This is a genomic window from Streptomyces sp. NPDC026673, assembly GCF_040638135.1.
Classification (GTDB): domain Bacteria; phylum Actinomycetota; class Actinomycetes; order Streptomycetales; family Streptomycetaceae; genus Actinacidiphila.
On the sequence record NZ_JBEZXR010000015.1, the window covers coordinates 58,533 to 77,040 of the forward strand.

The following is an 18,508-nucleotide window of genomic DNA, read 5'->3' on the forward strand; positions in this document are numbered from 1 at the left end:
TGGGGGCGGGAGCTTCGTTGCGGTGTGCGGGTGGGTGCGTGGTGGGGGTTCAAGCTCCGGAGCGGGGTCCGTTGTTCATGGGCGCGGGTCTCGTCGCCGTCCGCGGGTATAGATGGCTGGTTGCCACGCCTACTCCCGGTGGTGGGCGCGCCCGCCGTGACCGGCGTCTGCGGCTGATTCGAGGTGCTGTCGAGCCGTTGACCGGAGATCGGGCTCTGTTTCGCCGATATGTTCGGCGGAACAGAGCCCGATCTCTGCGCCGGGGGAGATCGGGCCCGCTTTCGCCGACATAGTCGGCGAAACAGATCCCGATCTCGAAAACCGACCTGCCGAACCCGATCCCTGTAGGGGAATTACCCGCAGACGCCGGTTACGGCGGGCGCGCCCACCACGAAGGGTGGGCGTGGAAGCGGCCATCTATACCCGCGGACGGCAACGAGCGGCCAGCCGCCGGAAAGGGACCCCGCTCCGGCGCCTGAACACCCGCCACGCACCCACCCGCACACTGCCGAGGAGAGGAGCCACCACCCTCCCATCCGCAGCCCGCCGCTGTGCGACCGAAGGGAGCGAGACGGCGGGACAGCCGCCCACACACAATCCACCCCGCCCGACTACCCCGAGTACCCCTACAACCCGTCGACGTCGAAGCGGCTCAGCCGCGACCCCCGGGCGCGCGAGGCCCGGTCGAGCAGCGCGCAGAGGACGCGGCGCCCCGGGGTGAGCCGGGCGCGGGCCTCGCGCGGGAGGTCCCACAGGGTGCGGGAGTCGCGCAACCGCAACCCCCAGAGGGCGAGTTCACCGGGATCGTCGCAGCTCCAGCCGACGTTCACGGCGCGCGGGCGGCGGGCCTCAGCGGAGCCGACGGTGTCCATCAGGAGCACCGAACCGGGGAACCGGTCGCGGATGACGTCCACGGCGGCACGGGCCCCGGCCTCGGTGAGGTAGATGAGCACGGCCTCGGAGACGAAGAGGTAGGGGCCGGGGGCTGCCGCGACGGCCGCCGCCCAGTCCGGTCGGGCCGCCGAGCCCTCGACCATGCGACGGCGGTCGTGCTCCGCGAAGAGCTCGCGGCGCAGCGCGATGACGTCCGGCAGGTCGATCTCGACCCAGGTGGCGGTGCCGTTGTCGAGCCGCTCGTGGCGGGTGTTGAGGCCGACGCCGATCTCCACGACGGTGCCGGAGGGATGCTCGTCCAGGAACTCCCGTACCCAGCCGTCGAGGACGACCCCGCGGCAGACGGGGCCGAGCAGTCTCAGCCGGCCGCCGACGCGCGAGAGGTCGCGGTCAAGGGCGTCGGCCACCTCCACCGACCGGGGGTCGCTGGTCAGCGGGCGCCTTCGGCGCGTCTCGGCCGCACGGGCGTGCAGCGGTATGAGCAGGGTCTCCTGGACCGGGCCGAGTGCCACGCGGTGACGCTCCATCCCGGCACCGTACCGCGGTCAGGCGCCGCGCAGGGCGTCCGCGAGGGGGCCGTCGCCGGTGACCTTCGCGCCGTCCGCCGGCAGGGTTCCGCCGAGGTCGTGGAGGGCGCCCGGGGGCAGGGCCAGCACCGCGTCGGGGCGCTCGGCGGGGCCGTCGGCGTACGAGGGGCCCCCATCGCCGAGTTCGATGTGGAAGGCGCCCTCGTCGAGGCGGACCTCGACCACCCCCGACGGCACCCCCGGGAGCGCGGCGAGGTGGCGCATGAGGGGCAGGGCGGCCCAGTGGGCGCGGACCGCGTCGGTGGGCCGGGGATCGCGCAGTTCCTCCGCGCCCCACTCGGCGAGGGCGCCGAGCACGGCGAACAGTTCCCGTCCGCGCCGGGTGAGTTCGTAGACGTACGCGGCACCGGGCGGCGCGAGGCGGCGGCGGGTGACCAGGCCGTCGCGCTCCATCTCCTTGAGCCGGGAGGCGAGGACGTCGGTGCTGACGCCGGGCAGATCGGCGTGGAGGTCGGTGTACCGGCGGGGGCCCGCCAGCAGCTCCCGGACGATGAGGAGCGTCCAGCGCTCCCCGACCGTGTCGAGGGCCCGGGCGACGGCGCAGTACTGGTCGTAACTTCGGCGCGGCATGATCCCCAGTGTAGACAAGGAGTTGGACTTTCCAAGCGCGCACTTGGTAAAACCAAGGAGAGCAGCGTACCGAGCAGGATTGTGGGACCGGGTCGGGAGGCCGTCGCATGGAGTACAAGCAGTCGAGCAAGCTGGCCGAGGTCTGCTACGAGATCCGCGGGCCCGTGATCGAGCACGCCAACGCGCTCGAGGAGGCCGGGCACAGCGTCCTGCGGCTCAACACCGGCAATCCCGCGCTGTTCGGCTTCGAGGCGCCCGAGGAGATCCTGCAGGACATCATCCGCACGCTCCCCGCGTCGCACGGCTACAGCGACTCGCGCGGCATCCTGTCGGCACGCCGGGCCGTGGCCCAGCACTACCAGGAACGGGGGCTCGCCGACGTCGACGTGGACGACGTCTTCCTCGGCAACGGCGTCTCCGAGCTGGTGCAGATGGCCGTCCAGGCCCTCGTCGACGACGGCGACGAGGTGCTCATTCCCGCACCCGACTTCCCGTTGTGGACGGCCGTGACGAACCTGGCCGGCGGCAAGGCCGTGCACTACCTGTGCGACGAGCAGGCGGACTGGTTCCCGGATCTCGACGACATCGCCTCGAAGATCACCAGCCGCACGCGCGCGATGGTGATCATCAACCCCAACAACCCCACGGGCGCCGTGTATCCGCGCGAGCTGCTGGAGGGCATGCTCGACCTGGCCCGCCGCCACCACCTGGTCGTCTTCGCCGACGAGGTCTACGACAAGATCCTCTACGACGACGCCGTCCACCACACGGCGGCGCTGCTCGCCCCCGACGTCCTGTGCCTGACCTTCAGCGGCTTGTCCAAGGCCTACCGCGTGGCGGGCTTCCGCTCCGGCTGGCTGGTCGTCACCGGCCCCCGGCAGCACGCCAAGAGCTACCTCGAGGGCCTGACGATGCTGGCCTCGATGCGGCTGTGCCCCAACGTGCCGGCCCAGCAGGCGATCCAGGCCGCGCTCGGCGGCCGGCAGAGCATCAAGGACCTGATCCTGCCCGGGGGGCGGCTGCACGAGCAGCGCGACAAGGCCTGGGAGAAGCTGAACGAGATCCCCGGCGTCAGCTGCGTCAAGCCCAAGGGCGCGCTGTACGCCTTCCCGCGGCTGGACCCGAAGGTGCACCGGATCCACGACGACGAGAAGTTCGTGCTCGACCTGCTGCTCCGCGAGAAGATCCAGGTCGTCCAGGGCACCGGCTTCAGCTGGCCGCGCCCGGACCACTTCCGCATCCTGACCCTCCCCCGCGCGGACGACCTGGACGCCGCCATCAGCCGCATCGGCCGCTTCCTGGCGGGCTACCGGCAGTAGGAGGGGGGCCGGACCAGCCCCCTGAAGAGAAAGCGGGGGCGGGGAGTGGGCGCGCTCGGGTTCTTTTTGCAAAAGAGGGAGAAGGAAGCACGCCGCGGAGCCGCCCCCGCGTACCGCCCAGCCTAGCGGCGAGGCCCCGGGCCCCCGCATCCCGTTTTCGTGCGGACGGGGCACCGGAACCGGGGTCGTTGTAGGGGGCAACACTACGGCGGGCGGGGGTTTTCCCCACTCCCTGGGGAGGAGAACCCCGCCGCGGGTTCACCTGTCAGCCGGATGGGGCGGCGTCCCGTGGGCCCATAGCGTCGAGGGTGAGGCGGTGGTGAGGATCCACCGCCCGGCTTCGAGGGGGTTCGCAACCGTGGCAAGCGCACACGGCAGGGTAGGTACCGGGGGAACGGTACGCGGGCAGGGCATCGCCGCCGCCATGGGCGGCTGGAGCGCCCGGCACCGCTGGGCGGCCGTCGGGGGCTGGCTGCTCTTCGTCGTCCTCGCGCTGGTCATCGGCTCGATGGCCGGGCGGGTCGATCTGACGGACAGGGAGGAGGTGCCCGGCGAGTTCGGACAGGCGGTCGCCATCCTGGACGACGCCGGGCTGAACGACGGACCGGCCGGCGAGATGGTGCTCGTCCAGTCGGCCGGTGGCTCCCTGAAGGCCACCGACCCGGCCTTCCGCGCCGTGGTCGGCGAGGTCGTCACCGCGGTGAAGGGCACCGGCGAGGTCACCGCCGTCCAGTCGCCGTACGACAGCGGGGCGGTCTCCGAGGACGGCCGGTCCGCGCTGGTGAAATTCGACATGCGCGGCGCCCCGGACACGGCGCCGGACCGCGTCGAACCGGTCGTCGACGCCGTGAAGCGCGTCCAGGACGAGCACCGGGACCTGAAGGTCGAGCAGTTCGGCGCGGCCAGCTCCGAGAAGGTCTTCAACGACGCCTTCGGCAGCGACTTCCAGCGCGCCGAGTACTCGGCGCTGCCGGTGGCCCTCGGCATCCTGCTGATCGCCTTCGGCGCGCTGGTGGCTGCGCTGCTGCCGGTGGCGCTGGCGATGACGGCCTTCCTCGCGACAACCGGTCTGGTGGCGGTGGTGAGCCACGCCGTGCACATGAGCGACACCGCCAACTCCGTGATGCTGCTGGTCGGTCTCGCCGTCGGCGTCGACTACTGCCTGTTCTACCTGCGGCGTGAGCGCGAGGAGCGGGAGGCGGGGCATGACCCGCAGACGGCGCTGCGGATCGCGGCGGCCACCAGCGGCCGAGCGGTGCTGGTCTCGGGTGTGACGGTGATCGTCGCGATGGCGGGCATGCTCTTCACCGGCATCGGCGACTTCAAGGCGATGGGCCTGGCCACGATGATGGTGGTGGCCGTGGCGATGTTCGGCTCGGTGACGGTGCTGCCCGCGTTGCTGTCCCTGCTGGGCGAGCGGGTCGAGAAGGGCCGGATCCCCTTCCTGCGCCGCCGGGGCAACGGGGCGAGCGGGGAGTCCCGATTCTGGCGGGCGGTCCTCGGGGGCGTGCTGCGCCGCCCGGTGGTGTCGGCGGCGGTCGCCGGCGGGGCGCTCGTCGCGCTGGCCCTACCGGCGGTGGGCATGAACACCGCGAACCTGACGCTCAGCCAGGAGCTGGGCGACGGTCTGCCGATCGTCCGGGCGTACGAGGACATCAACGCGGCGTTCCCCGGCGGCCCCGACCCGGCCCAGGTCGTCGTCAAGGCCTCCGACATCACCTCGCCCGAGGTGCGTCAGGCCATCGCCGACTTCTCGAAGGAGGCCGCGGCCAAGGGCGCCTCCCCCGGGCCGGTGGAGACGGAGCTCCACGAGAAGGCGGGCGTCGCCGTCATCAAGGTGCCGCTGACCGGGGGCACCGACGAGGAGAAGGCGGAGACGTCGCTGAAGGTGCTGCGCGACGAGGTGCGCCCCGGCACCCTGGGCGAGGCGGCCGGTGTCACCGCGCCGATCGGCGGCTCGACCGCGGCGTCGCTGGACTTCACCGACAAGATCGGCGACGCGGTGCCCCCGGTCTTCGGCTTCGTCGTGGCCTTCGCCTTCCTGCTGATGCTGCTCTCCTTCCGCTCACTGACCATCGCGGTCACCTCCATCGTGCTCAACCTGCTGTCGGTGGGCGCCGCCTACGGCATCCTCACCGTGGTCTTCCAGCACGGCTGGGGCGCCGGCCTGGTGGGCGCCGAGGGCGTGGGCGCGATCGTCGCGTGGCTGCCGCTGTTCCTGTTCGTGATCCTCTTCGGGCTCAGCATGGACTACCACGTCTTCGTGGTCTCCCGGATCCGCGAGGCGCGGATGCGGGGGCTGACCACGCAGGGCGCGATCCGGCACGGCATCACGACGACCGCCGGTGTGGTCACCAGCGCGGCGATCATCATGGTGGCGGTCTTCGCGATCTTCGGCACGCTGTCCATGCAGAGCATGAAGCAGATGGGCGTGGGCCTGGCGGCGGCGGTGCTCATCGACGCCACCGTCATCCGCGGAGTGTTGCTGCCCGCCGTGATGGCGCTGCTCGGCGAGCGCAACTGGTACCTGCCCAAGTGGCTCGCCTGGCTGCCGGACATGACCCACGACGAGGCCGGCGCGGCGCCGGCACCGGCGCGACCGGCCGCCTCGCCGGCACCGGCCGAGCCCTCGGGTGTGGGCCGCTGATCCCGGCCACCCGCCCACCACGCTCCGGCCCGGCCCCCGACACCACGGGGGCCGGGCCGCCACGTGTCGGCGGCCCCGGGAGGCCCGGCCGTCGCTCAGCGAACGGGCAACCCGATGGCGCCGAGCAACGCTTCGAAGACCAGCTCCCCCGTGTGGGCGGCGCCCGTCCCGAAGGCGGCCGCCAGCAGATACCCCACAGCGGCGTCCTCCGCCGACGGACACGCGCTCTCGGGTCGCCAGGCCGCCGACAGCTCGTCCTCGGCGTTCACGAACGCGGCCACCTGATGCCCGTTGCGCCGCAGCACGCCGCCGAACGCGCTGGTGGGTTCGAGGACGTAGGCCCGGCCCGGGAGCTCGGCGGACACGCTGAACGAGGAGCGCGTCAGCCGCCCCGCACCCAGGTGCAGCCCGGCCGTGTCGCCGCCCACCGTCATGGTCAGCCGGGCCGCGTCGCGCGTGCCCACGGGGGCCTGGGGGTGATCCCGCACCTCCCCGGTCCGGACGAGCGTCGCGGTCGGCACCCCCGGACCCTCCACCCTGACGACGGCCGAGTCCTCGTCCGGCAGGGTGACCCTCACCGAACCGAACCACTCGTCCTGCACCAAGCGCTCGGACGCTGAACCGGCGGCCGATGCCTCGTCCATGATCCTCACCGTCCCGTCCGGTGCGGTGCGGCCGGCAGGCCGCCTCTCCACCGTAAACCCGTGCGGACCCGCCCCCGCGGGGCCTTCGCTAGCGCCCGGCCGGGTGGCCAGGGGCTATGGCCTCGTGGCCGGGACGATCCACCGCGGGCGCGGCTGGGGCCGTGGCCGCGCCCGCGGGGCCAGGGGCCCGGAACGGATCGAGGGCCGGTGCCGGACCGCGCATATGGAGCGGCGCGGTCCGGTCGGGATCGGAGAAGAGGTCTCGCTCATCGCCTGAAGTCGACATGCCCGCAGCGTATCCGGTGTTCGAATATATGTGCGATCCCCCGGAAGAGTTAACGACCGGAGGCCCTGAGCCTGCCGATCTCCGGTGCAGCCCCCGGCTCGTACGGCCGCCACGCTGCACGCCCCGCACCGACCGGCCGCCCCGTGGCTGCGAGCGCGGCGAGCGCACCGCCGAAGGCGCGGGCGAGCGCCCGGTAGCGCGCGGCGCCGCCGACCGGACCGGGGATTTTCGCCCCGGTCCGGGCACGGCGGCGCCAGGGGTGCCGCGGGGAGTCCCGCCTCCGGGCCCCGGACAGGGCTCCGGTACGCGGGCTCCGGTACGCGCTCAGTCCTCCGGCGGCAGTTCGCCGGCGAAGGCCGCGGCCAGCCTCAGCCAGGGGGCGGCCTCCGCGTCGCGCCCCTGCCGCTCGAGGGTGCGGCCCAGCATCAGGTGCGCGTAGTGCTCGACCGGGTCGCGCTCGACGACCGCGCGCAACTGCTCCTCGGCGCGGCCGAGCTGGGCGGAGTGGTAGTAGGCGCGGGCGAGCAGGAGGCGCGGGGCGACCTGCTCGGGCACCTCGTCGACGACGGCCGTGAGCAGCCGGGCCGCCTCGGCGTACTCCTTGGCCTCGAAGAAGAGCCCGGCGCGCGCCCAGCGCTCCGCCGTGGTCTCCTCGTGGGACGCGTAGGACCCGTGGGTGGTGGTGTTCACGAGAGCTCCTCTCCGGGGACGGTGTGCGGCATGGGTCCGGCCGGCTCGAGGCCGAACCGGCCCCGCTCGAAGTCCTCGACCGCCTGCATGACCTCGGCCTTGGTGTTCATGACGAACGGGCCGAAGTGCGCGACCGGTTCGCGGATCGGCCGGCCGCCGAGGATCAGGACGTCGAGGGCGGGGGTGCGGCTGTCGGGGTGGTCGGTGGCCTCCAGGGTCAGTGTGTCGCCGCCGCCGAACACGGCCAGTTGGTGCGCGTCCAGCGGACGCCGCTCGGCTCCGGCGGTGCCACGCCCGGACAGCACGTAGGCCAGCGCGTTGAAGTCCGGCCGCCAGGGCAGGACCAGCCGTGCGCCCGGGCTGACGGTGGCGTGGACCAGCGTGATCGGGGTGAAGGTGCTGCCCGGTCCCGCGTGGCCCGCGACGTCACCGGCGATGACGCGCACCAGGGCGCCTCCGTCGGGCGAGGACAGCAGCGCCGCCTCGGGCCCGTCGATGCTCTGGTAGCGCGGGGCGTTCCACTTGTTCGCGCGCGGCAGGTTCACCCACAGCTGGACGCCGTGGAAGAGCCCGCCGGAGACGACCAGTTCCTCCGGCGGCGCCTCGATGTGGAGGATGCCGCTGCCGGCCGTCATCCACTGCGTCGCGCCGTCGGTGATCGTGCCTCCGCCGCCGTGCGAGTCCTGGTGCTCCATCCGTCCGTCGATCATGTAGGTGACGGTCTCGAAGCCGCGGTGCGGATGCCACGCGGTGCCCTTGGGCTCGCCCGGCGCGTACTCGACCTCGCCCATCTGGTCCATGTGGATGAACGGGTCGAGCTCCCGCATCGGCACGCCCGCGAAGGCGCGGTACACCGGGAAGCCCTCGCCCTCGAAGCCCTGCGGCGCGGCGGTCACCCGGCGGACGGGGCGCTGTGCGGCGGTCACCGCGTCGGGCTCGGTGACACGGGGCAGCAGCAGGGTGTTCTCCACGGTCACGGCAGGCATGACGCCCTCCTCGGGAGTCTCGGCGGGCCCGGGCTCGGGCTCCGTACGGCTGGTTTAACATTCAACCAAACGGATCCATTCCCCGGGCCTTCCGAACTCCCGCGCCCGCCGGGCCTCTCGGACCCGCAGGCCTTCCCTGCCCAGCCGACCCGGTCAGAGGCCGAAGCGCTCGCGCTTCCCCTCCGGTACGAGGTCCACGTACTCGGGGTGCTTGCCGATCCACCCGCGGATGAAGGGGCAGTACGGGAGGACGGCGAGCTTCCGCTCGCGGGCCGCGTCCAGCGCGGCCCGGGCGAGCGCGCCGCCGAGACCGCGGCCGCCGAAGCGGGGGTCGACCTCGGTGTGGATGAACGCGATCTCGTCCCCGTACAGGTGGTACTCGGCGAAGCCGGCCACCTCCTCGGCACCGCCCTCCTCCGCCGCGTCGTGGATCTCGAAACGGGACTTGTCGGGGTTGTCGGCGACGCGCAGTGCCATCGTCTGTCTCCTAGTCGGGCCGCAGGGCGGCCAATTGCTGCTCGAACGGCACGACCGTATCGGCCGCGATTGCGGGGGCGGACGGCCGCGTCACCAGCAGCGCCGCCAGCTCGCCCGCGGCACGGGCGATCCGGGTCGGCAGGGTGTCGGTGAGCGCGTCGCCGCTGCCGCCCCAGTCCTCCGACGCCGCGTACACGGCGGTGGGGACGACGACGGCCCGCAGGTAGGCGAAGAGCGGGCGGACCGCGTGCTCCAGCGCCAGCGAGTGCCGGGCCGTGCCGCCGGTGGCGGCGATGAGCACGGGCTTGCCGGACAGCGCGTCGTTGTCGACGACGTCGAAGAACGACTTGAACAGTCCGCTGTACGAGGCGGTGAAGACCGGCGTCACGGCGATCAGGCCGTCCGCCTCCGTCACGGCCGCGATCGCCTCGGCCAGGGCGCGGCCGGGAAAGCCGGTGACCATGTTGTTGGCGATGTCCACCGCGAGGTCGCGCAGCTCGATCACCCGCACGTCGACCGTGCGGCCGTCGTCCGCCACGGCCTGCCGTACGGCCTCGGCGAGCCGGTCGCCGAGCAGCCGGGTGGACGACGGGGAGCTCAGCCCCGCCGAGACCACCACGAGCCTCAAGGGCGCGCCGCTCACTTCGCGGCCTCCTTCTCCTTCGGCTGCGGTGCCCGCGCATCGCGCCGGGCGAGCAGCGACGCGTGCGTCGGGGCCTCCGGCACACCCGCGGGGCGGCCCTTGGCGAACTCCTCGCGCAGTACGGGCACGACCTCCTCGCCGAGCATGTCGATCTGCTCCAGCACCGTCTTGAGCGGCAGTCCGGCGTGGTCCATCAGGAAGAGCTGGCGCTGGTAGTCGCCCGCGTACTCGCGGAAGCTCAGTGTCTTCTCGATGACCTGCTGCGGCGAGCCCACGGTCAGCGGGGTCTGCTCGGTGAACTCCTCCAGCGACGGACCGTGCCCGTACACGGGCGCGTTGTCGAAGTACGGACGGAACTCGCGGACGGCGTCCTGCGAGTTCTTCCGCATGAACACCTGGCCGCCGAGGCCGACGATCGCCTGCTCGGGCGTGCCATGGCCGTAGTGCGCGTAGCGCGCGCGGTACAGCTCGACCATCCGCTTGGTGTGGTCGGCCGGCCAGAAGATGTTGTTGTGGAAGAAGCCGTCCCCGTAGTAGGCGGCCTGTTCGGCGATCTCCGGCGAGCGGATCGAGCCGTGCCAGACGAACGGCGCCACGCCGTCCAGCGGCCGGGGCGTCGAGGTGAAGCCCTGCAGCGGGCTGCGGAAACGGCCGGACCAGTCGACGACGTCCTCGCGCCACAGCCGGTGCAGCAGCGCGTAGTTCTCGATCGCCAGCGGTATGCCCTGCCGGATGTCCTGGCCGAACCAGGGGTAGACCGGCCCGGTGTTGCCGCGCCCCATCATCAGGTCGACCCGGCCGTCGGCCAGGTGCTGCAGCATCGCGAAGTCCTCGGCGATCTTCACCGGGTCGTTCGTGGTGATCAGCGTGGTCGAGGTGGAGAGGATCAGCCTCTCCGTGCGGGCGGCCACCCAGCCGAGCATCGTGGTCGGGGACGACGGCACGAACGGCGGGTTGTGGTGCTCTCCGGTCGCGAAGACGTCCAGCCCCACCTCCTCGGCCTTCAGCGCGATCGCGGTCATCGCCTTGATGCGCTCGCGCTCGCTCGGCGTCCTGCCGTTCGTGGGGTCGGCGGTCACGTCACCCACCGTGAAGATCCCGAACTGCACCGGCCTCACCCTCCTCCGTCATCCGTACCTGCGGCCTATGTTGTTGATTATTCAACCACCCCCTCCAACGAGATGCCCCACCGGCCTATTCCTCGGCCGGTGAGCGGTGCGGCCGGTGCGTCGCTCTCCATGGCCGGGCACCGCGGCCGGGCACCGCGGGCGGCCGCCGCACACCCGCGGTACCTCACGCGGCGACCCTCGGTGACCGGCACGCGCCGGACAGGTCCCGGGAACGGAAGAGCGCGCGGCCGCCACACCCGCCACCCCGGGCGGTTTCCGCAGGAGGTCCGCGTCGCGCCCCCGAAGGCGCCGGCACCTCTCGGAGGGAGCGGCCGGGCGGGCGTCGTCCACCCGACCCCGCCGCGCGGCGTCCGGGCGGCCGCCTGCGGGGTTCGCGGGGCGGTTGAGACACGGAGGGTCGACCGTAGCGGACCGCGTGAGGGAAAGGCGAATTACGTTCACGGGTGGGTGAAAAGTGCCCATGTGACTGGATCGGAACACGCCCGGCAGAGCACTCTCGGGGGCGCCAACCCGAAGTACACCGCCCTGTGCGCCCGCCCCGCCCCCCTGTGACGCTCCCCGTCCTCCGCCCGCCGAGCCGAAGTCCGTTCCTGACACATGAGCCATGTGATGCTTCCCCCGAAGCCCCCCGCCCTCGACGCGCGTTCCGCGGCGGGCCTCGTCCGGCAGTGGCGCAGGGCCGTGGAGCCGGAGGCGCTCGCGGCGGCGTACGACGCGCTGGCCGGGGCCGGGCCGCTCGTGCCGACCCCCTGGGGCGCCCTGCTGGTGACCGGGTACGAGGAGTGCCGGCAGGTGCTCACCGGGCGCGAGTGGCTCACCCTCGGCGCGCGGTGGCGCGATGCCCACCGCCCCGGCTGGCGCGCGAGCGCGAGCACGGTCGGGCTGTGCGAGACACCCCTGCAGCAGGATCCGCCCGAGCACACCGCGCGCCGCCGCCCCCTCAACGCCGTGCTCTCCCCCCGGGTCGTACGGGAGGCGGCCGAACGGCTCGTGGAACCGCTCACGGAGCGCCACGTAGGGGAGTTCGCCGCGGCCGTACGCCGTGACGGCACGGCCGACGTCGTCGCCGGAGTCTGCAGGCCGCTGCCCACCGCCCTCCTGGCGGAGATGGCCGGACTGCCGGAGTGGATCGACCGCGGGTGGCTCGCCGCCGAGAGCGCCGCCATGGTGCGCGTGGAGGAACTCGCCGCGCCGCCCAGCGTCGTACGGCGGGCCGACGCGGCCGCCGGCACGCTGCTCGACGCCTACGACCGCGCGCTGGCCGAGCGCCGCCGGCGCCCCACCGGGGACCTGCTGTCCCAATGGGCCGCCGAGGACCCGGCCGGGGCCCGCTACCTGCTGCTGACGCTCTTCTCGGCAGGGGTGCCCACCACGGCCGCGCTGCTGGGCGGCACCGCCCTGGCGCTGACCACCCGGCCCGCGCTTGCCGAAAGGATCCGCCGGGACCCGGGGTTCGCGGTGCCGCTCACCGAGGAACTGCTGCGCTGGGACCCACCGGGGCGGGTGGTGACCCGTGTGGCGGGCGCGGACACCGCGCTGGGCGACCGCCCGGTGCCCGCCGGGCGGGTCGTCCACGCGCTCATCGGGGCCGCCCACCGCGACCCGTCGCGCTTCCCCGACCCGCACCGCTTCGACCCGCACCGCTTCGGCCCCGGCCGCCCGGCGCAGCGGCTGCTCGCCTTCGGCGGCGGTCTGCACTACTGCCTCGGGTCCCATCTGGCCCGCGCGCAGGCCCTCGCGTTCGCCCGGGCCTTCGCCCGCGAGCTGCCCGGCGCGCGGTGTGCCGCCCCGCCGGTGCGGCACACCGGGCCGAGCATGGCCGACATCGCCCGGCTGACCATCCACTCGCCCCTCACCTACAGGGAGACCGAAGGCCAGTGACCGAAATCCACGACGCCACCGACGCGTTCCGCAAGGACCTGTCGTCGTCGACCTTCGTACGGGCCATGGTGGAGACGGGCGTCCGGCCCTTCTACCGGCCCGTGCGCCCGGCGGGCGACGGCGAGGCCCTCGTCGAAGGCCGGCAGGTCGTCATGGCGGGCTGCAACGACTACCTGGGACTGTCCACGGATCCCCGGGTGACGGCCGCCGCGGCCGAGGCGCTGACCCGCTACGGAGCCTCCTGCTCCGGCGCGCGCACCCTCAACGGCACCCTCCCGCTCCACGGCGAACTGGAGGAGCGGATCGCGGACTTCCTCGGCACCGAGGCGGCCGCCGTGGTCACCACCGGCTTCCAGGCCAACCTCGCCGTCGCCGCCCTCCTCGGCCGCGGCGACATCGTCTTCAGCGACATGTCCAACCACGCCTCGCTGGTCGACGGCATCCGGCTCGGCGCGGGCCGCCGCGTGTTGTACCCGCACTCGGACACCGAGCGGCTGGACACGCTCCTGGAGCAGGCCGCCGCCGCGGCACCGGCCGCGGGCAAGATCGTCGTCACCGACGGGATGTTCTCCATGGACGGCGACCTGTGCCGGCTCCCCGAACTCACCGACCTCGCGGCCCGGCACGGCGCCCGCCTCGTCGTGGACGGCGCCCACGACATCGGGCTGCTCGGCCCGGGCGGACGCGGTGTCGCCGACCACTTCGGCCTGATGGACCGGGTCGACCTGTTCACCGGCACCCTGTCCAAGTGCTTCGGCTCCACCGGGGGGTTCCTCGCCGGGCCCGCGCACGTCGTCGACTACCTGCGCTACAGCGCCCGTTCCATCCTCTTCTCCGCCTCGATGCCGCCAGCGGCCCTCGCCGCCGGGCTCGCCGCGCTCGGCATCGCCGCGGCCGAGCCGTGGCGCCGCCGGCGCGTGCTCGACCTGGCGCGGGGACTGCGCGAGGGGCTGCGGGCGCTCGGCTACGACACGGGGGACTCGGTCACCCCGGTCGTGCCCGTCCTCATCGGGGACGCCACGGCGTGCGCCCGCATGTGGCAGGCCCTGCTGGACGAAGGCGTCTTCACCAACGCGGTCGGTGCCCCGGCCGTCCCCGAGGGCCACTGCGTGATCCGGGTGACCGTCCAGGCCACCCACTCCGACGCCCACCTCGAGCGGATCCTGAACGCCTTCGCCGCCGCCGGCCGCCGGGTCGGGCTGATCCCGGACCTCCCCTCCCAGGCGGCCGCCCGATGAGCGCGATCACCATCGCCCCCGTCGAGGGCCGTGCCGCCACCACGGCCTTCATCCGGTTGCCGTACGCCCTCTACCGCGACGACCCGCACTGGGTCGCTCCGCTGGAGCGCGAGATGCGCGCCTTCCTGGACCCGGACCGCAATCCCTTCTTCGACACCGGGGAGGCGCGGCTCTTCCTCGCCCGCCGGGGCGGCCGTGCCGTCGGCCGGATCGCCGCCGTGTCCGATCCCCGCTTCCAGGAGCGGCACGACTACAAGTGCGGCCACTTCGGCCTCTTCGAGTGCGCCGACGACCCCGAGGCCGCCCAGGCGCTCTTCGACGCGGCCGCCGCATGGCTCGCCGAGCGCGGGCTGACCCGGATGCTGGGCCCGCTCAGCTTCTCCGTCAACGACGAGTGCGGGTTGCTCGTGGACGGCTTCGACGGGCCGCCGAGCGTGGGCATCCCCTACAACCCGCCGTACTACGCCGGGCTGCTGACCGGCTGCGGCTTCGCCAAGGCCAAGGACCTGCTGTCCTGGCTGGTGCCCATGCCCCCGGACGGCGAGCCGCCCGCGGCGATCGCCCGGGTCGCCGCGCGCACGCTCGCCGACCCCGCCGTGCGGGTGCGGCCGCTCGACCCGGACCGCTACGAGGCCGACATGGCCGCCGTCAAGGACATCTACAACGACGCCTGGGCCGAGAACTACGCCTCGGTGCCGCTGACCGACGCCGAGTTCCTGCACATGGCCGCGCAGCTGAAGTCGGTCGTCCACCCGGAACTGGTGCGGATCGCCGAGGTGGACGGCGAGCCCGCCGCCTTCACCCTGTGGGTGCCCGATGTGAACCAGGCGCTTCGCGTCGCGCGCGGCAGGCTCACCACCGGGGGGCTGCCGATCGGCATGCTGCGGATCAGCCGGGCCATGGGGCGCATCACCCGTGTCAGGGGCGGCACCTCGGGCGTCCGGAAGGAGCACCGCAGCCGCGGGCTGGTGGCCGTGCTGCTCGCCGACGCGCAGCGCGCCGCCTTCCGGCTCGGCTACACCGAGACCGACCTGTCCTGGATCCTGGAGGACAACCGCGGCTCCAACCGGCACGCGCAGGCGATGGGCGGGGCGCACTTCAGGACCCACCGGCTGTACGAGCGCGACGGCGGCGGTCTGCGGTGAGGTACCTCGTGACCGGCGCGACCGGATTCGTCGGCGGCCACCTCGTCCGCCACCTCACCGCGCGCGGCGACGAGGTGACCGCGCTGGTGCGCGGCGGCCGCGCCGTCCCGGGGGCCCGCAGCGCCCCCGGGGACCTCGCCACCGGCGCCGGCCTGGCCGCCGCGCTGCGCGGGGTGGACCGCGTCATCCACCTCGCCGGGGTCACCAGGGCCGGCGACCCGCGCGCCTACGCTGCCGTCAACGCCGCCGGCACCCGGCGGCTGTGCGAGGCCGCCGCGGCCCTGGGTGTGCCGCCCCGGCTGGTGTACTGCTCGTCGCTGGCCGCCTCCGGCCCCGGGCGGCGGCGCCACGAGGACGCGCCGCCGGAACCGGTCTCCGCCTACGGGCGCAGCAAGCTCGGCGGGGAGTGGGCGGTACGGGACGCGGCGGACCGGCTGCCGGCCGTCGTGGTCCGGCCGCCGATCGTCTACGGCCCCGGCGACCGGGAGTTCCTGCCGCGGCTGGTGGCGGCGGTGCGCACCGGGTTGCTGCCGGCGGTCGGCCGCCCCGGCCCGCGGCACTACTCGCTGATCCACGTCGACGACCTGTGCCGGGCCCTGATCACCGCCGCCGACCCCGGCACCACACCGGTGGGCACCTACCACGTCTGCGACGGTACCGAGCACCGCTGGGAGGACATCGGCGCCGCCGTCGCGGCCGCGCTCGGGCGCCGCGCGCCCCGCGTGGTGCACATCCCCGGGCCGCTCGCGATGGCCGCGGCGAGGCTGTTCGGCCGGTCGTCGGCGCTCAACCCCGACAAGGTCGCCGAGGCGCTGCATCCCGCGTGGACCTGCGCCCCCGGCGGCCGGCTGCCGTACCGCCCCGCCGTCGCGCTCCCCGAGGGGCTGCGCGGCGCCCTGAACCGCTGACCGAGGCCGCGACCCGGCCCCGTGAGGAAGGGGGACCACCCCATGCGCCGCCGACTGTCCCCGTACGAACGCGTCATCTGGGCCGCGGGTGAGCGGCTCCCCGTCAACATCGCGGCCGTCGCCCGGGTCGAGGGCCGCACCACGCCCGAGCGCGTCCGGGCGGCCGTGGCGGCCGTCCGGCGTCGCCATCCCCTGCTCGGCGTCCGCATCGCCGACCCGGGGCCGTGGCAGGGACGGCTCACCACGGCGGGGGTACCGGATCCGGGGGTGCGGGTGATCCGCGCCGCGGACTCGGGAGGCTGGTCCCGCGTGGTGGAGGAGGAGCTGCCGCGCCCCTTCGACACCCCGGCGGGACCGCTCGCCCGGTTCGTGCTCGTCGACGCGGGCGACGCCTTCGACCTCGTCACCGTCTACCACCACCTGGTGGCCGACGCCGTGTCCGCGGGCGTCGTCATGCGCGATCTGCTGACCCGCCTCGCGGAGCCGGACCCGGCGGGCCCGCCCTCGTACTCCCCGGCAGGGCCCTCCGGCCCGCCGCGGCGGGCCTCGGCGGACGGGGACGCCGCGGGGCCCGGGCCCGTGCTGGCGGCGCCCGCGGACGAGCTCATCCCCGGCCCGCGCGCCCGCCCCGCGGACCTTCTGAGGACCGCCCGCGCCCTGGGCGGCCCGGTACGGGCGCCGTACCCCGGCGACGGACGGCTCGCCTACCGGGCGTGGTCGGTGGAGCGCGAGGAGACGGAACTGCTGCTCAAGCGGTGCCGGGCCCGTGGGGTGACCCTGCAGGCGGCGCTGTGCGCGGCCTTCGCGCGGGCCGCCGCGCCCGGCCGCCCCGCGCGGATCGCGGTCGCCGCCGACCTGCGCCGGGTGCTCGACCCGCAGCCCGGGGAGGCCATGGGCCTGTACGCGGCGAGCTTCGTCGTCCCGGTGGACGGCGGGACCCCCGACCTGTGGGCGTCCGCGCGCGAGGCCCGGGCCGCGATCCACGCCCGGCTCACCCCTGAGGAGCTGCGGCCGCTGGTGCGCGTCTTCCGGCTGACGTCGTTCCTGCCGCATCGCGCGGTCGGCGCCCTCCTGCGGCGCGGCGAGTCGCGCGGCCCCCGGTTCGACGTGTCCGTGAGCAACACGCGCCTGGACCTCCCCGAGGAGTACGGGCCGCTGCGGCTCACCGCCGTGTACGGCGCCGCGCACACCAGCCTGTCGGGGGCGCCGCTGGTGATCGTGGTCGGCCTCGGCGGGCGGCTGTACCTCAGCGTGACGTCCACGGCGGGCGAGGAGGCCGCGGGGCTGTGCCGGCGCGCCATGGAGCACCTGCTGTCGGCCGGATGAGGGTCCCCGACGACCCCCTGCGGATACGGACGGGCTGAGCGGGTATCCGAAGGACGTGGCACGCACCGTGGGAGTGGAAGAAGAGCTTCTCCTGGTGGACGCGCAAACCGCGGAACCCCGCGCGGTGGCGGACGCGGTGCTGGACGGCGGCCCCTGGTCCCGTGAACTGGTGGCCGAGTTGCAGCAGCAGCAGCTCGAACTGAACAGCTCTCCCTGCGTCACCCTGGACCAGCTGCGGGAGGAGCTGCGCGCGTGGCGCGGCCGGGCCGCCGGGCTGGCCAGTGCTCAGGGGGTCGCGGTCGCGGCCCTGGGCACCTCCCCGGTGCGGGTGCCGCCGCGGCTCACCCCCAGGGGCCGCTACCGCAGGATGGCCCAGTCCTTCGGCCTCACCGCCCAGGAGACCCTGACCTGCGGCTGCCACGTCCACGTGGGGGTGGAGTCCGACGAGGAGGGCGTGGCGGTCGTCGACCGCATCCGGCCGTGGCTGCCGCCGCTGCTGGCGCTCAGCTCCAATTCGCCGCTGTGGCAGGGCGCCGACACCGGGTACGCGAGCTACCGCTACCAGGTCTTCGGCCGCTGGCCCACGGCCGGTCCGACGCGTGGCTTCGGCTCGGCCGAGGGATACCGCGCCGCGGTGTCCCGCCTGCTGGCCACCGGAATCCTGCTCGACCAGGGCATGGTCTACTTCGACGCGCGCCTGTCGGCGAAGTTCCCCACGGTGGAGGTCCGGGTCTGCGACGTCTGCCCGGATTACGAGGACGCGGTGGTGCTGGCCGCACTGGTGCGCGGTCTGGTCGAGACCGCCGCCCGGGACTGGGCGGACGGCCGCCCCGCGCCGGGCGACGACCTGGCGCTGCTGCGGCTCGCCTCGTGGCGGGCCAGCCGCTCCGGGCTGGACGGCGCGCTGCTCGATCCGCGCACCTTCCGCCCGGCGAGCGCGCACGACGTCGTCGAGACCCTGGTCGCCCACGTCGAGGACGCCCTCAAGGACGCGGGCGACCTGTACACCGTCCGGGCCGGTGTGGACCGGCTCGTGTCGCAGGGCTCGGGTGCCCGCTGGCAGCGGGAGGTGTACGCCGACGGCGGGGCCGCCGCGGTCCTCCGCGACGCGGTCCGCCGCACGGCGGCCTGACGGAT

Annotated in this window: 16 protein-coding genes; 8 read left to right on the forward strand and 8 right to left on the reverse strand. The window is 74.1% G+C overall.

What is annotated here, in order from left to right; all coding sequences use genetic code 11:
• Positions 1-626: 626 nt before the first annotated feature.
• The gene (locus tag AB0F62_RS13785; RefSeq protein WP_361796840.1) at positions 627-1,421 is read right to left on the reverse strand and encodes a class I SAM-dependent methyltransferase; all 795 of its coding nucleotides are present in this window, start codon (positions 1,419-1,421) and stop codon (positions 627-629) included.
• 18 nt (positions 1,422-1,439) lie between these two features.
• Positions 1,440-2,054, reverse strand: coding sequence for a helix-turn-helix domain-containing protein (locus AB0F62_RS13790; RefSeq protein ID WP_361797017.1), 615 nt, complete (start codon positions 2,052-2,054; stop codon positions 1,440-1,442).
• A gap of 104 nt (positions 2,055-2,158) precedes the next feature.
• Here AB0F62_RS13790 and AB0F62_RS13795 point away from each other — a divergent pair, with 104 nt between their 5' ends.
• Both AB0F62_RS13795 and AB0F62_RS13800 read left to right on the forward strand, forming a co-directional pair.
• On the forward strand, positions 2,159-3,370 hold the full coding sequence (locus AB0F62_RS13795) for a pyridoxal phosphate-dependent aminotransferase (protein ID WP_361796843.1): 1,212 nt from the start codon (positions 2,159-2,161) through the stop codon (positions 3,368-3,370).
• A gap of 424 nt (positions 3,371-3,794) precedes the next feature.
• The gene (locus AB0F62_RS13800; RefSeq protein ID WP_361797020.1) at positions 3,795-6,017 is read left to right on the forward strand and encodes an MMPL family transporter; all 2,223 of its coding nucleotides are present in this window, start codon (positions 3,795-3,797) and stop codon (positions 6,015-6,017) included.
• A 95-nt stretch (positions 6,018-6,112) separates the two neighbouring features.
• Here AB0F62_RS13800 and AB0F62_RS13805 read toward each other — a convergent pair whose 3' ends face one another.
• From AB0F62_RS13805 to AB0F62_RS13830, 6 genes are all read right to left on the reverse strand, one after another.
• Entirely contained in the window at positions 6,113-6,661 is a 549-nt protein-coding gene (locus tag AB0F62_RS13805; protein WP_361796846.1) for a hypothetical protein, read from the reverse strand.
• 610 nt (positions 6,662-7,271) lie between these two features.
• Complete coding sequence (locus AB0F62_RS13810; RefSeq protein ID WP_361796849.1) at positions 7,272-7,637, reverse strand: tetratricopeptide repeat protein; 366 nt, start codon at positions 7,635-7,637, stop codon at positions 7,272-7,274.
• On the reverse strand, positions 7,634-8,623 hold the full coding sequence (locus AB0F62_RS13815; protein ID WP_361796852.1) for a pirin family protein: 990 nt from the start codon (positions 8,621-8,623) through the stop codon (positions 7,634-7,636). Before AB0F62_RS13815 ends, AB0F62_RS13810 begins: the two co-directional genes overlap by 4 nt.
• A 153-nt stretch (positions 8,624-8,776) precedes the next feature.
• On the reverse strand, positions 8,777-9,100 hold the full coding sequence (locus tag AB0F62_RS13820; RefSeq protein ID WP_361796855.1) for a GNAT family N-acetyltransferase: 324 nt from the start codon (positions 9,098-9,100) through the stop codon (positions 8,777-8,779).
• Positions 9,101-9,110: 10 nt separating this feature from the next.
• Positions 9,111-9,743 (reverse strand): FMN reductase, encoded by a 633-nt coding sequence (locus AB0F62_RS13825; RefSeq protein ID WP_361796858.1) that lies wholly within the window; start codon positions 9,741-9,743, stop codon positions 9,111-9,113.
• Positions 9,740-10,852, reverse strand: coding sequence for an LLM class flavin-dependent oxidoreductase (locus AB0F62_RS13830; protein ID WP_361796861.1), 1,113 nt, complete (start codon positions 10,850-10,852; stop codon positions 9,740-9,742). The genes AB0F62_RS13825 and AB0F62_RS13830 overlap by 4 nt, the downstream gene beginning before the upstream one ends.
• Before the next feature lie 630 nt (positions 10,853-11,482).
• On the opposite strand from AB0F62_RS13830, the gene AB0F62_RS13835 reads away from it, so the two are divergent.
• From AB0F62_RS13835 to AB0F62_RS13860, 6 genes are read left to right on the forward strand one after another with little or no spacing between them, the layout of a single operon-like run.
• The gene (locus tag AB0F62_RS13835; protein ID WP_361796864.1) at positions 11,483-12,754 is read left to right on the forward strand and encodes a cytochrome P450; all 1,272 of its coding nucleotides are present in this window, start codon (positions 11,483-11,485) and stop codon (positions 12,752-12,754) included.
• On the forward strand, positions 12,751-13,992 hold the full coding sequence (locus AB0F62_RS13840) for an aminotransferase class I/II-fold pyridoxal phosphate-dependent enzyme (RefSeq protein ID WP_361796867.1): 1,242 nt from the start codon (positions 12,751-12,753) through the stop codon (positions 13,990-13,992). Before AB0F62_RS13835 ends, AB0F62_RS13840 begins: the two co-directional genes overlap by 4 nt.
• Entirely contained in the window at positions 13,989-15,137 is a 1,149-nt protein-coding gene (locus tag AB0F62_RS13845) for an N-acetyltransferase (protein WP_361796870.1), read from the forward strand. Before AB0F62_RS13840 ends, AB0F62_RS13845 begins: the two co-directional genes overlap by 4 nt.
• An 8-nt stretch (positions 15,138-15,145) precedes the next feature.
• Positions 15,146-16,045 (forward strand): NAD-dependent epimerase/dehydratase family protein, encoded by a 900-nt coding sequence (locus tag AB0F62_RS13850; protein ID WP_361796873.1) that lies wholly within the window; start codon positions 15,146-15,148, stop codon positions 16,043-16,045.
• Between the two features lie 42 nt (positions 16,046-16,087).
• Positions 16,088-17,371, forward strand: a complete 1,284-nt coding sequence (locus AB0F62_RS13855; protein WP_361796876.1) for a condensation domain-containing protein — start codon at positions 16,088-16,090, stop codon at positions 17,369-17,371.
• A gap of 55 nt (positions 17,372-17,426) precedes the next feature.
• Positions 17,427-18,503, forward strand: coding sequence for a glutamate--cysteine ligase (locus AB0F62_RS13860; RefSeq protein ID WP_361796878.1), 1,077 nt, complete (start codon positions 17,427-17,429; stop codon positions 18,501-18,503).
• Positions 18,504-18,508 lie beyond the last annotated feature (5 nt).